The sequence below is a fragment of the Bifidobacterium choerinum genome (assembly GCF_002761235.1).
GTDB lineage: Bacteria > Actinomycetota > Actinomycetes > Actinomycetales > Bifidobacteriaceae > Bifidobacterium > Bifidobacterium choerinum.
This window is the reverse complement of record NZ_CP018044.1, coordinates 964,278-977,633: the sequence shown is the minus strand read 5'-3', so window position 1 is coordinate 977,633 and position 13,356 is coordinate 964,278. Positions and strand designations below refer to the sequence as shown.

The following is a 13,356-nucleotide window of genomic DNA, read 5'->3' as shown; positions in this document are numbered from 1 at the left end:
CGCACACGTACGCTGCACGGGTCGCCAACGCACCGCTCCGCGTCCCGCACAGCGCACACGTACGCACCACAGGTCGCCGGCACGTTGCTCCGCGTCGCGCACCCCGCCGCACGCTACGCGCTGAGGAAAAATCAGCGCACAGCCATCGTCGAAGGCGCCAAGTCAGGGCGGATGGCACAATGGGAGGCATGACACAACCGGAAGTCCTTATTCTGCAGCACGCCGCTTGGGAGAAGCCAGGACGTATCCAGACCGAACTTGAAGAGATCAATCTGCCTATTCAGACGCTGAACATCGCGAAGAAAAAGAAGCCGGATATGCCGGACTTCGACGAGGTCGCCGGCGTCGTCGTCATGGGCGGGCCGATGTCCGCGACCGACTACGACAACTACCCCGGGCTGAAGGCGGAGGGCAAGCTCGTGCGTGCCGCGATCAGCGTCGGCAAGCCGGTGCTCGGCGTATGCCTCGGCCACCAGATCATCGCGACCGCACTCGGCGCGAAGCTCAAGACGAACGGCGACCCGGAGATCGGCGTGCTGCCGATCAAACGCGTCGAGCGTCACGACTACTTCGCGATGTGGAGCAAGGAACTCGACGTGCTGCAATGGCACACCGACTGCGTCACGCTGCCCGACGGCGCCACATTGCTCGCCCGCTCCGGCGCCGCGAAGGTGCAGGCCTTCCGCTTCGGTTCCGCCCTCGGCATGCAGTTCCATCTCGAAGTGACGCCGCAGCTGCTCGAGGAATGGCTCGAGGAGCCGCTGATGGTCAAGCAGCTCAAGGCCGCTGGCGGCTCGAAGTCGCAGCTGCGCGAACAGTACGCGGCCTGCAATCCGCAGCTGCAGCCGCTCGCCGAACAGGTCTTCTCCGGTTTCGCTGCGCGCTGCAGCACCTACGCGAAGACGATCATGCGCTGAGCGCGCATCGATACGCCGAACGCATACGACAATCGGCGGTGCGCGGTGACGCCGACGGCTGATCCGCGCACCGCCGATTTACCGCGCCACCATTACAGTGTTCCCTATGCCGACTTTTGATCTTGGATTGGAACACGTCTCCCTCGCCTTCGCCACGAAAACCATCTTCACCGACGTCACGCAGGGCGTTTTCGAAGGCGACCGCATCGGCATCGTCGGCCGCAACGGCGACGGCAAATCGACGCTGCTGCGTCTGCTCGACGGCGAGCAGACGCCCGACTCGGGACGCGTGAGCCGCCGTAACGGCCTCACCTTCGGCGTCCTCGGGCAGCGCGACGAACTCGACGACGACGCGACGCTGCGGCAGGCCGCGCTCGAAGGCCGCGAAGACTACGAATGGGCGGCGCAGACGCAGTCGCGCGAAATCGTCGAGGCGCTGCTCGGCGGCCTCAACCTCGACGCGAAGATCGGCACGCTCTCCGGCGGCCAGCGCCGCCGCGCCGACCTCGCACGGCTGCTGCTCAAGGACTGGGACATCCTCGCGCTCGACGAGCCGACGAACCACCTCGACGTCGTGACGATCCACTGGCTCGCCGAACATCTCAAGAACCGCTGGCCGAAAGGCACCGGCGCGCTGCTGCTCGTCACGCACGACCGCTGGTTCCTCGACGAGGTCTGCGAATCGATGTGGGAGGTGCACGACGGCGAGATCGAACCCTTCGAAGGCGGCTACAGCGCCTACATGCTGCAGCGCGTCGAACGCGACCGCCAGGCCGACGTGCGCGAGACGAAGCGACGCAACCTCGCGCGCAAGGAGCTCGCATGGCTGTCGCGCGGCGCACGCGCACGCTCGACGAAGCAGAAGTTCCATGTGAAGGCCGCGCGCGAACTCATCGCCGACGTGCCGCCGATGCGCAACACGCTCGAGCTCAAGCAGATGGCGACGTCGCGGCTCGGCAAACAGGTCGTCGACCTCGTCGACGTCACGCAGATCTTCGACCGCGAACAGGGCTCGTATGCGGACATCGACCCGGACGCGGCCGCGCTCGCGGCGAACGCGAAGTCGGCGTCTACGGTCGACATCGTCGAGCCGATGGTGTCCGAGCCGCAGGCCTTCGGTGAAGTGACGATCGCCGTCGACGACGCCGACGATCCGCGGCTGAAATCGGCGTTCGGCTCGCGCGCAGAAGAGGCCGCCGCCGCGCATGGGCTCACGCACCGCGAGCCGGCCGGCGAGATCAACGCGCTGCGCGGCACGCGCGGCGAGGAGGATGGCGAGACGGCGTCGGACGAGACGTCGGCGGCCGTCGAACTGACGGTGCGCGGCCGCGAAATCCTCGACGACGTGACATGGCTGATCGGGCCGGGTGACCGTTTCGGCATCGTCGGCGCGAACGGCGCCGGCAAATCGACGCTGCTCAAGATCCTCGACGGCACGCTGACGCCGACGGCCGGGCATGTGAACATCGGCAAGACGGTGAAGTTCGCGGTGCTCTCGCAACGGCTCGACGAGCTCGAGAAGCTCGGCAAATACAAGGTCAAGGAAGTGCTCAGCCGCTACAAGCCGAGCTACATCGTCGACGGCAAGGAGGTCACGCCGGGGCAGCTGATGGAGCGGCTCGGATTCGAGGCGGCGCAGCTGATGACGCCGATCCGCGACCTGTCCGGCGGCCAGAAGCGCCGCATGCAGTTGCTGCTGATCCTGCTCGACGAGCCGAACGTGCTCATCATGGACGAGCCGGGCAACGATCTGGACACCGACATGCTCGCCGTCATGGAGGACCTGCTCGACACCTGGCCGGGCACGCTGGTCGTCGTCAGCCACGACCGCTATCTGCTCGAACGCGTCACCGACGAGCAGTTCGCATTGATCGGCGGCAAGATCCGGCATCTGCCCGGCGGCGTGCAGGATTATCTGGACATCGTCGACGCGCTGCGCCGCGGCGAGGATCCGCTCGGCATGAACAAGGCCGGAGGCGCGGCCGATTCGGCCGTCGACGCGGACACCGTCAAGGCCGAGGAAGCGGCGGCCGGTCTGGCTGACGGCTCGCCTGCCGAGGCGGCCGTGCCGAAGCTCAGCGGCAAGGCATATGCGGACGCATCGCGGCGCGTCTCGGCGATCGAACGCAAGCTCGAGAAGCTCGCGACGCAGAAGGACGAACTCGAGGAGCGGATGGCAGCGCACGATCCGAGCGACTACGCCGGCCTCAACGAACTCAACCGGCAGCTGCAGGTATTGACGGCCGAATCGGACGGCCTCGAGGCCGAATGGCTCGACCTGTCCGAGCAGATGGGCCAGTGACGGCGGTCCGTTGAGCACATGTTGAGCGTCTTCGAGCGTCTCGGGCGTCCCATCGAGCGCGTCCGGGCGTCCCAAGATGCCGCACGAACGCTCTTTCGGGCGCCGTCCGAGGGTATCTCGGCTTAGGAGGAGCATTTTCTCCGGCGGCACCGGGTATACCTGCCGGCGGCCGGCCCTGTTCGGTCGGTATACCTGCCCATAACGAAGAAAATGCTCCTTCCCAGCCGAGATACCTTCGCCGCAGGCTGTCTGCGCCCGCCCATGCCCGTTCGCACCCGTCTGATGCCCGTCCATATCCGCATGCCGCTTGTCTACAAAACGCAATACGCTCGAACCATGACCGAGCATTCCCACGAAGCAAGCAATGCCAACACTTCCGGCGTCTCCACGGACAAGCAGTTCGCCGAGACGCTGATGGCCGGCGACGGCGGCGTCGCGAACGCGGCCGTCGACCTGAAACTCTATGACACGGCGACGCATGCGATCAGCCGTTTCGAGCCGATCAAGCCTGGCAACGTGGGCATCTACGTGTGCGGCGCAACGGTGCAGAGCTCGCCGCATATCGGCCACATCCGCGCCGGCGTCGCCTTCGACATCATCCGCCGCTGGTTCCTCAAGCTCGGCTACCATGTCACGTTCATCCGCAACGTCACCGACATCGACGACAAGATTCTCGACAAGGCGGCCGCGGCCGGCCAGCGCTGGTGGGCACGCGCCTACCACTACGAGCAGGAGTTCACCGACGCGTACGACAGGCTCGGCGTGCTGCCGCCGACCTACGAACCGCGAGCGACCGGCCACATCATGGACATGATCCATCTGATCGAGCGCATCATCGACAACGGCCACGCCTACGTCATCCGCGACGAGCACGGCGAACTGACCGGCGACGTCTACTTCGACGTCACGTCATGGCCGCACTACGGCGAGCTGACGCATCAGAAGCAGACGACCGAGGTCGACGAGGCGGCCGCCGTCGCCGACCGCATGGGACCGTCGGTCGACATGACCGGCGAGGACAAGTACAACCCGACCGACCCGGCCGACCTGTCCGAAGACAAGCGCGACCCGCGCGACTTCGCGCTGTGGAAGCGCCCGAAGCCGACCGATCCGGCCGACGCGCGCTGGAAGACGCCGTTCGGCACCGGCCGCCCCGGCTGGCACATCGAATGCTCGGCGATGAGCTACCGCTACCTTGACGGCATGTTCGACATCCACGGCGGCGGCCTCGACCTGCGTTTCCCGCACCACGAGAACGAGATGGCGCAGACGCGCGCGGCCGGCTACCGCACGGCCAACCGCTGGATGCATTCGGCGTGGGTGACGGCGAAGGGCGAGAAGATGAGCAAGTCGCTCGGCAACGGCCTCGCGGTGCCGGTCGTGCTCGCCAAGCACTCCGCATGGGTCGTGCGTTACGCGCTCGGCGCAGTGCAGTACCGTTCGATGCTCGAATGGTCCGACCAGACGCTCGCCGAGGCGCAGGCCGCCTACGACCGCGTCATGAACTACATCGAACATGCCGGCGACGCGCTCGGCGAACAGCCGTCGCGTGACGAGATCACCGCCGTGACCGCCGACGAGCTGCCGGTGGACTTCGTCGCCGCGATGAACGACGACATCAATGTTTCACGTGCAACCGCCGCCATCTTCACGCAGCTGCGCGCCGGCAACACGTTGATCGCCGACCTCGACGACGACGCGGACGGCCGTAAGCACGCCGCGCTGCGCACGGCACTCGTCAACGTCCGCGCGATGCTCGACACGCTCGGCCTCGACCCGCTCGCCGAACCGTGGATCGACGGCGGCGATGCGAAAGGCGGCGAAGACAAGGCTCGCGCGACGCTCGGCGCACTGATCGACGCGCAGCTCGAGGCGCGCGCCGCCGCCCGCAAGGCGAAGGACTTCGCGACGGCCGACAAGATCCGCGACGGCCTCGCCAAGCTCGGCATCATGATCGAGGACGGACCGGCCGGCTCCTCGTGGACGCTCAACTGATGATCGCGCGGCCATCGCATCGCCGCACGCGCCCCGTCGTCCTCTGACACCGTTCGCCCATCCCCGGCGGATCTCGTCCGCCCTTGCGTGCAGACGACCATTCCCGACACCCCAAACGGTCGTCTGTGCGCAAGCCCACCTGCAGACGGCCTTACTCGAAGACGAAGTCGACGTTGACGATGTGCAGTTTCGGCTCGAGCGCCTGCTCGATCGCCTGCCGCGCGCCGACGAGTTCCTCCATCCGCACACTGCCCTGCGTGCTGCCGATGAAGATGTCGACGTCGAAGTTCATGCCGGTCTTGAACACGTGGAGCTTCTCCATGACAATCTGCTCCGGCAGATGCGCCTCGACCTCGCGCGTGACGAACGCGGAGATCTCCTCGTCGTCGTGCGTGCCGCCGACGAGTTCGACGAAGGCGTCGCGCAGCACGACGACCGGCTCCTTGATCGTCAATGCGACGATGATCGTCGTGATGAAGAAGTCGCCGGTGTAGTGCAGGAAGTCGAACGGCGTCCCGTCCGGAAGGAAGTACAGCAGCACGGCGACGACGCCGATGCCGAGCGAGATCATGCCGTCGATCCATGTGCCGTTCGCCTCCGCCTTGAGCATCAGGCTCGCGTTGCCGATCGAGCGGTTGCGCGCACGGTAGTACCACACGAGCACGAGGCATACGCTGACGGCGGCGATCTGGTAGATGATGACCGGCCCGAAGCTCAGCCGCTCGCCCTCGCCGTATGCGAAGTAGTCGATCGCGACGCGAAGCACGTCGAGGAACGAGAACAGCAGCAGGCAGATCGTGAAGATCGACTTGCAGATCGCGTAGATCGGCTCGAGCGCGAACATGCCGTTCGGGAACCGTTCGCTCACGCGAACCGTCTTCTTCGACAGATACGCCGCGACGCCGCCCGAGATGACCGAGATGACGGTGAACGACGCGTCGAGGAACATCGATTTGAGTCCGGTGACGAAAAACACGAAGAATCCGGCGACGACCATGACGATGTTGACGATGATGCCGACCTTCAACGCCTGCTGTTCGATTCTCTTCTGATGCATGCCGCCTCCTTGTGTACCTGTGTGCGCTTGTGTGCCTGTGCGCCCGTGCGCTTCCCACGCGCCATCCATCCGCCCGATGTTGTCCGTACGACCGCGTCCGTGCCCGCATGACGCCGCGCCGGCGTCGCGTGCGGATCCTCCCGCCATCGGTGCGCCTCATCCGCGCACTGCTCCGTGCGCTCCGTCGGCGCACTCCCACCAGTGTAGTGAACGCGCGCATCGTCGTGGAGTTCCGGTGCGCAAGCTGCACGATTTCCCCTCAACACGCTAGAATCGTACCCACTATGGCAGCATTCAGTTCTCTTACAGACAGGCTCTCGAACGCGTTCAAGCATCTCAAGAGCAAAGGCAAGCTTTCCGAAGCGGACATCGACGGCACGATCCGCGAGATCCGCCGCGCGCTGCTCGACGCGGACGTCTCGCTCGACGTCGTGCGTTCGTTCACGGCGCGTGTGCGCGAACGCGCGCTCGGCGCCGAGGTCTCCGAGGCGCTCAACCCGGCGCAGCAGGTCGTCAAGATCGTCAATGACGAACTCACCGACATCCTCGGTCAGGGCGTCGATCGTCCGCTCAACTTCGCGAAGACGCCGCCGACGATCATCATGCTCGCGGGCCTGCAGGGCGCCGGCAAGACGACGCTCGCCGGCAAGCTCGGCTACTGGCTCAAGGAGTCGGGCCACACGCCGCTGCTCGTCGCAGCCGATCTGCAGCGTCCGAACGCGGTGACGCAGCTTGAGGTCGTCGGCGAGCGCGCCGGCGTGCCGGTGTACGCACCCGAGAAGGGCGTGCAGTCCGCGGGCGGCGAAGCGGTTTCCGCCCCCGGCGAGACGCATGGCGATCCGGTCAAGGTCGCGCGTGATTCGATCGAATACGCGCGCCAGAAGCTCTACGACACCGTCATCATCGATACGGCGGGTCGTCTCGGCGTCGACGAGACGCTGATGAAGCAGGCGCGCGACATCCGCGACGCCGTGCAGCCGAACGAGATTCTTTTCGTCATCGACGCGATGATCGGCCAGGACGCGGTGCGCACCGCGCAGGCCTTCGACGAGGGCGTCGACTTCACCGGCGTCGTGCTCTCGAAGCTCGACGGCGACGCGCGTGGCGGCGCCGCGCTGTCGGTCGCGTCGGTGACCGGCAAGCCGATCCTGTTCGCGTCGAACGGCGAGGGCCTCAAGGACTTCGAGGTCTTCCATCCTGATCGTATGGCGTCGCGCATCCTCGACATGGGCGACATCCTGACGCTCATCGAGCAGGCGCAGCGCGAATTCGACGAGGAGCAGACGCGCAAGGCCGCCGAGAAGATGGCCGAAGGTGATTTCGGCCTCGATGACTTCCTCGCGCAGCTGCAGCAGGTGCGTAAGCTCGGCTCGATGAAGTCGCTGCTCGGCATGATTCCGGGCATGGCGCAGCATCGCAAGGAGCTTGAGCAGTTCGACGAGCGCGAGATCGACCGCACCGAGGCGATCATCCGTTCGATGACGCCCGAGGAGCGCCGCAACCCGAAGATCATCGACGGGTCGCGTCGTGCGCGCATCGCCTACGGCTCGGGCGTGACCGTCTCCGCCGTCAACGCGCTGCTGCAGCGCTTCGAACAGGCGTCGAAGATGATGAAGCGCATGAGCAACAAAGCCGGTTTCGGCGCGATGGGCGGCTTCGGCGGCGGCTCGAGCCGCAAGAACGCCAAGAAGGGCAAGAAAGGCAAGAAGGGCGGGTCGAAGTCCGGCAACCCGATGAAGCGCGAGGCCGAGGAGCAGGCGCTGCGCGCACGTCTGTCCGGCAAGCCGAGCGCCTCCGGTTCCGCCTTCGTCAAGAAGCCGAAGACGCCGCAGCTGCCCGACGAGCTGCAGGGGATGCTCGGCGGCGCCGACCTTCCGCCGAATCTCGGCGGCGGCCTCGGCGGCCTGCTCGGCGGCAACTGATCCGTCCGTTCCCGATGCGAGGGCGACTGCCGACAGCAGTCGCCCTCTGTTTGATTGACCGTTTGATTTGACCGTGCGCCGAACTCAGCGCGCTCTACAGAAAGGTTTCCCGATGCTCGTCGCGATGTGGATCGTGCTGATCGTGCTGGTCGCGTGGCTTGCGCTCACCGAGCTGCCCGCCGGCTGGGATGGCCACCGGCCGCTGCCCTATCTGATCGCGCTGACGCCGTTCCTGTGGATCCCCTTCACCGCGCTCGCGATCGTCGGCGGCTGCCTGCATGACTGGCCGTTCACGATCTGTGCCGCCGTCATGCTCATCGCGTCGCTGATGCGGCAGTCCGCCTATTGGCTCAACGACATCAAGGCGCCGAACACGGCGGCCGCGCTCGCGCGCCGTCTTGCCGCCCGCAAGGCGCGCGCGGCCGGCAAGACGGACGCTGCCTCCCGCCCGCGCAAATCGCATCCCGACCGCGGCCAGTTCCGCGTGCTGACGCTCAACTGCCGTTACGGCCGCGCCGACGCCGAACAGATCGTCGCCCTCGTGCGCGACGAGGACGTCGCCGTCCTCGCGCTGCAGGAGCTCAGTGGGGACCTCGTCGCGCGTCTCAAGGCCGCCGGGCTCGACGCGCTGCTGCCCTACCATGAGCTCGGCGAGGCGCTGCCGACCGACAACGGCGGCTTCAACGGCGTCTGGATGCGCGTCGAACCGTCGGCGAGCACACCGACCGGCGTGCCGATTCCGGCCGCCGACGTGCCGACGATGACGATCCCGTTCTCGTCGACGCGCGACATCACCTTCGCAGCCGCCCATCCGAAGTCGCCGATGCGCGGCTGCCGCGACTGGTCGGCGGGCATCATCGGCCTGCGCGCATTGATCCGCCATCCGAAGGACGAGCCGCGCGAGAAATACCCGACGCTCGCGGCGATCGACGCGGCGAACCGCGCAGCCGCGACCGCCGCAACCAAGGACGACTCCCATGACGATTCGTTCATGCAGGCCGGAATCTCCGCGCGCTCCGCGACGGCCGACCGCGCCGCGCGCCACGGCCACGCCGGCCACGCGGGCGACGCGGTCGACACAGCCAACGCAGCAGACACAGCCGCCGCGGCCGCCGCGCAGACGCCCGAACATGAGACGATCAACGTCGTCATGGGCGACTTCAACGCGAGCATCGCCCATCCGAGCTTCCGCAAGTTGCTCGCCGCCGGCTTCCACGACGCGGCGCTCACCGACGCGCGCGGCCTGCACCCGACCTATCCACGCTGGCTCAAGTGGCCGCGCATCGTGCTCGACCATGTGCTGTTCACCGACTATCTGACCGCCTCCGACGTACGAGCGATCGAGGTGCATGGCACCGACCATCTCGCGCTCGCCGCGACGTTGACGATCATCGACCATCCGACGCCGCTCAACGCCGGCGCCGGCGAGACGTGGCCGGATTCGCTGCCGCCGCTCGCCCGCGAGCGCGCCCGCGACCATATCCGCGCCGCGCAGCAGGACGGATCGGACGCCGACTGACGTCGCTCAAGCCGTCTGCGGCCGCAACGTGACGACGAAGCGGAAGCGCGCGTCGTCGAGCCGGTACTGCGGCAGCAGCTCGGGTCCGCAGCTGTTCGAGCCGATGCCCGACTGCATGTAGTCGACGCAGACGATGGTCATGTCGGCGCGGTCGAGTTCGAAGTCGTGCCGCGCGCATGTCATCTCCTCGGCCGTGTATTCGAGCGTCTGGAAGTCGAAGGCGCGCGCGTCGTCGGCGCCGTCGCCGCGCAGCACGACCAATGCGACGCCGTCGCCGCCGACGCTCGCCCAGTCGCAGTCATGGTGGTTGCCGTTCTCCTGCGGCCTGATCTCGTGTTCGGCCAACGTCGTCGGCGTCCCTTCGAAGATGCCGTGCCAGCATGAGCGATGCTTGTCGACGTAGCTTTCGTTCGGCCCGTAGCCGCAGTAGACGACGTTCCTCATCGTCCTGGGCAGCATCATGCGGATGCCGAAGCGCGGCAGGAACGGGAACGCCGTGTCGCGCGCGACGTCCATCGCCAACGCGACCGAGCCGTCGGCGTGCACGGTCCAGACGGCGTCGACGTGCGCGATCGGCTGCACGCTCGGCGCGACGACGCCCATCGAGACGCGCAGTTCGACGGCGTTCGGCGCGAGGCACGCGTCGTCGGGGTCGACCTCGTTCGCGATCGCGCGGCCTTCCTCGGGCTGTGCGATGCCGCTCGACGCGACGGTGCGCACGGCGACGTCGTAGGCGCGTGCGCTCGCATGGTCGTACTGCGCGCGCTCCCAGTCGCGGCGGATGTACTGGTCGTTGTCGGTCGGCGCACGCCAGACGTCGATCTGCATCGGCCGCATGAGCAGCGCGCGGTTGCGGTAGCTCATCCGCGCGAACAGACCGGTGCGGGCATCGAGTTCGTAACGCCAGTCGGCGCCTTCGAGCACGATCGACGTGCCGGCGCGGCGCAGCTGGATCGTCGCGCCACGCTCGTCGCCGGCATGCATCTCCTCATGTTGACGCACGACCCACTGGTTGCGGCCGTCGGCGCCGGCCACGGTGACGGCGACCTCGTCGAAGCCGAGTTCGAACAGCGGCGCCATCCCCCACATCGGCTCCTTCGTCAGATACCGCAGCACGATCGTGACGCTGCCGTCGACGTCGCGCAGATCGGGCATGCCGGGCAGGTCCACGACGCCCTCGTCGCCGGGCGCGATCGCCATCGCGGCGGCGCACGTCTCGTCGTCGCACAATGCATAGGCCTGCATGACGCCGTCGACGTACAGCTCCCACATGAGCTGCACCCGGTCGGACAACGTCGTGAAGTCGAGATGGTTGTGCAGCGTCACCTGCACGTCGGCGCCGTCGACGGCGCATGTGACGACGCGCGCCGGGCGGAACACGTTCTTGAATTCATCGAGGCCGGAGTGCGGCGTGCGGTCGGGCGAGACCATGCCGTCGACGCAGAAGTTGCCGTCGTTGATGCGCTCGCCGAAGTCGCCGCCGTACAGGTATTCGCGGCGTCCCTGCGGCGTGCGGCCGGCGTCGACGGCGTGGTCGCACCACTCCCAGACGTAGCCGCCGGCGAGTCCCGGATGCCGTTCGATCGCTTGGAAGTAGTCCTCGAGGTCGCCCGGGCCGTTGCCCATCGCATGGCAGAACTCGCACATCAGATACGGTTTGACGGTGCCGTCGGGGCTGCTGCCGTCCTCGCCGTTCGCGCCGTCGCCGTGCGGTCCGTCGGCGGCGAAGTAGGCGTCGATCTCGGCGATCGACGGATACATGCGGCTGTGCACGTCGACCGCGTCGTAGTCGTGGGCGTCGTGGCCGCCGTGTTCGACATAGCGCGCGCTTTCGTAATGCGTCAGCCGCGACGTGTCGTACTGTTTGATCCATGCGACGGCGCGTTCGAAGCCGCGGCCGTACGCCGATTCGTTGCCGAGTGACCAGAACAGCACGCAGCCATGGTTCTTGTCGCGTTCGACGCAGCGGCGCACGCGGTCGAGGATGGCCGGCGCGAAGTCCTCGCTGTCGGCGATGTGCGTGTTCCATCCTTCGAGCGCGGCCGTGTCGTCGACGCCGCCGTCGTGCTCGTACTGCAGCATGTAGGCGCCGTGCGCCTCGATGTCGGCCTCGTCGACGACGAGGAAACCGAGTTCGGCGTACAGGTCGTAGCAGTACGGCGCGCTCGGGTAGTGGCTCGTGCGCACGCCGTTGACGTTGTGCTGCTTCATCAGCAGCAGATCCTCCCGGAAGCGCTGCGGCGTGACGGCGGCGCCGGTGACCGGGTCGGCGTCGTGGCGGTTCATGCCGTGGATCGTAATCGGACGGCGGTTGAGTTCGATCCGCTCGTGCACGCCGTCGTCGCCGAGCGCGGCGCGCACCTCGCACACGCTCAGCAGCGACGTGATCGTCTCGTCGTCGGTGACGATGACGAGACGGTAGCAGTAGGGTTCCTCGGGATTCCACAGCTGCGCGTCGGGAATCGTCAGCGTCGCGCGGGCGCGGACATCGAACACCGTGTCGTCGACGTTGACGTCGTCGCTGTCGGCGATGGCCTGCGCGCGGACGGTGTCGACGGCTTCGCCGTCGGCGTCGAGGATCGCGACGTCGACATGCTCGGGCAGCCCGGCGGCGCCGGCGTCGAAGTCGACGGTCACCGTCGTGCGCCGGCCGTCGTCGAAGTCGATCGCCGTGTGCACGAAGTAGTCGCGGATCATCCGCGTCGGCCGCTTGAGCAGGTAGACGTCGCGGAAGATGCCGCTCATGCGCAGCTTGTCCTGGTCCTCGAGGTAGCTGCCGTCGCACCATTTGAGCACGAGGACGGCGAGCGTGTTCTCGCCGTCCTCGATCAGGTCGGTCACGTCGAATTCGCTCGTCGCGTGCGAAACCTGCGAATAGCCGACGAAGACGCCGTTGAGCCACAGATAGAAGCAGCTGTCGACGCCCTCGAAGTTGAGGTACGCGCGCGGCGCCGCCTCGTCGCGCGCGTAGTCGAAGGTCGTGCGGTAGACGGCGCAGGGGTCGTCCTGCGGCACGAAGGGCGGGTCGAAGGGGAACGGATAGCGGATGTTCGTGTACTGGTTGTGGTCGAAGCCGTGCATCTGCCAGACCGACGGCACCGGGATCTGCGTGTAGTCGTCGCCGGGGTTGAAGGCGACGTCGGTGAAGATCGGGTCGTAGGCGGCGGCCGCGGCGGCGACCTCGGCGTCGAGGTCGTGGATGCTCGCGTAGTAGCGGAATGCCCAGTCGCCGTCGAGCAGCTGGAACCGATCGGAATGCACGCGCCGGTCGAAGCTCGTGTCAACCGCCTCGCTCGCCGGGATGAAATACGCGCGGTTCGGCTCGCAACCCACATGCAACGTGGACAGGTCCTCGTAGTAGCGCGGAATGAACATCGCAGGCCTCCTTGTGATCGATCCTCGTTGACGGCGGTTGACGGCGGTGGAGTGGCGGCGCGGGGCGCGTCGGCATCGGCCGCGCATACGGCGGCGCGGCGGTTCCATCTCACACTATAATCCGCCCACGTTGCCGGGCCTTGCGGCGCCGTTACGCCGTCGGCGGCCGCGGACGGCGGCGATGACCACGGGTTGATGTATCCTGACTTGGTTATTTGGCGATGCGGGACCCTCTCATCACCCGTAGGCGCCAAGGAACGCGCGTGCCG

General features: G+C 67.0%; 6 protein-coding genes and 2 pseudogenes. 6 read left to right on the top strand and 2 right to left on the bottom strand.

Going from position 1 to position 13,356, the window contains the following annotated elements:
* The first annotated feature begins 188 nt into the window (after positions 1-188).
* From BcFMB_RS03755 to cysS, 4 genes and pseudogenes are all read left to right on the top strand, one after another.
* Positions 189-917, top strand: coding sequence for a type 1 glutamine amidotransferase (locus BcFMB_RS03755; RefSeq protein ID WP_024541604.1), 729 nt, complete (start codon positions 189-191; stop codon positions 915-917).
* Between the two features lie 106 nt (positions 918-1,023).
* Positions 1,024-2,851 (top strand): annotated as a pseudogene (locus tag BcFMB_RS03750) (ABC-F family ATP-binding cassette domain-containing protein); the annotation flags it as partial.
* Positions 2,852-2,988: 137 nt separating this feature from the next.
* Positions 2,989-3,219, top strand: a pseudogene (locus BcFMB_RS10050) (ABC transporter C-terminal domain-containing protein); the annotation flags it as partial.
* A gap of 414 nt (positions 3,220-3,633) precedes the next feature.
* Positions 3,634-5,214, top strand: coding sequence for a cysteine--tRNA ligase (cysS, locus tag BcFMB_RS03745; protein ID WP_418215011.1), 1,581 nt, complete (start codon positions 3,634-3,636; stop codon positions 5,212-5,214).
* Positions 5,215-5,365: 151 nt separating this feature from the next.
* Here the strand turns inward: cysS and BcFMB_RS03740 are convergent, their stop codons facing one another.
* Positions 5,366-6,271 carry a cation transporter gene (locus BcFMB_RS03740; RefSeq protein WP_099721095.1) on the bottom strand — a complete coding sequence of 302 codons (906 nt, stop codon included), beginning with the start codon at positions 6,269-6,271 and terminating at the stop codon, positions 5,366-5,368.
* A gap of 284 nt (positions 6,272-6,555) precedes the next feature.
* Between BcFMB_RS03740 and ffh the strand changes: the two genes are divergently transcribed.
* Complete coding sequence (gene ffh / locus BcFMB_RS03735; protein WP_099721094.1) at positions 6,556-8,193, top strand: signal recognition particle protein; 1,638 nt, start codon at positions 6,556-6,558, stop codon at positions 8,191-8,193.
* Between the two features lie 112 nt (positions 8,194-8,305).
* On the top strand, positions 8,306-9,712 hold the full coding sequence (locus tag BcFMB_RS03730; protein WP_099721093.1) for an endonuclease/exonuclease/phosphatase family protein: 1,407 nt from the start codon (positions 8,306-8,308) through the stop codon (positions 9,710-9,712).
* Between the two features lie 6 nt (positions 9,713-9,718).
* Here BcFMB_RS03730 and BcFMB_RS03725 read toward each other — a convergent pair whose 3' ends face one another.
* Positions 9,719-13,087 carry a glycoside hydrolase family 2 TIM barrel-domain containing protein gene (locus tag BcFMB_RS03725; protein WP_099721092.1) on the bottom strand — a complete coding sequence of 1,123 codons (3,369 nt, stop codon included), beginning with the start codon at positions 13,085-13,087 and terminating at the stop codon, positions 9,719-9,721.
* Between the last annotated feature and the right edge of the window lie 269 nt (positions 13,088-13,356).

Coding starts and splice junctions, on each gene's coding strand:
- BcFMB_RS03755 (WP_024541604.1), top strand. CDS start 189: ATGACACAACCGGAAGTCCTTATTCTGCAGCACGCCGCTTGGGAGAAG.
- cysS (WP_418215011.1), top strand. CDS start 3,634: ATGGCCGGCGACGGCGGCGTCGCGAACGCGGCCGTCGACCTGAAACTC.
- BcFMB_RS03740 (WP_099721095.1), bottom strand. CDS start 6,271: ATGCATCAGAAGAGAATCGAACAGCAGGCGTTGAAGGTCGGCATCATC.
- ffh (WP_099721094.1), top strand. CDS start 6,556: ATGGCAGCATTCAGTTCTCTTACAGACAGGCTCTCGAACGCGTTCAAG.
- BcFMB_RS03730 (WP_099721093.1), top strand. CDS start 8,306: ATGCTCGTCGCGATGTGGATCGTGCTGATCGTGCTGGTCGCGTGGCTT.
- BcFMB_RS03725 (WP_099721092.1), bottom strand. CDS start 13,087: ATGTTCATTCCGCGCTACTACGAGGACCTGTCCACGTTGCATGTGGGT.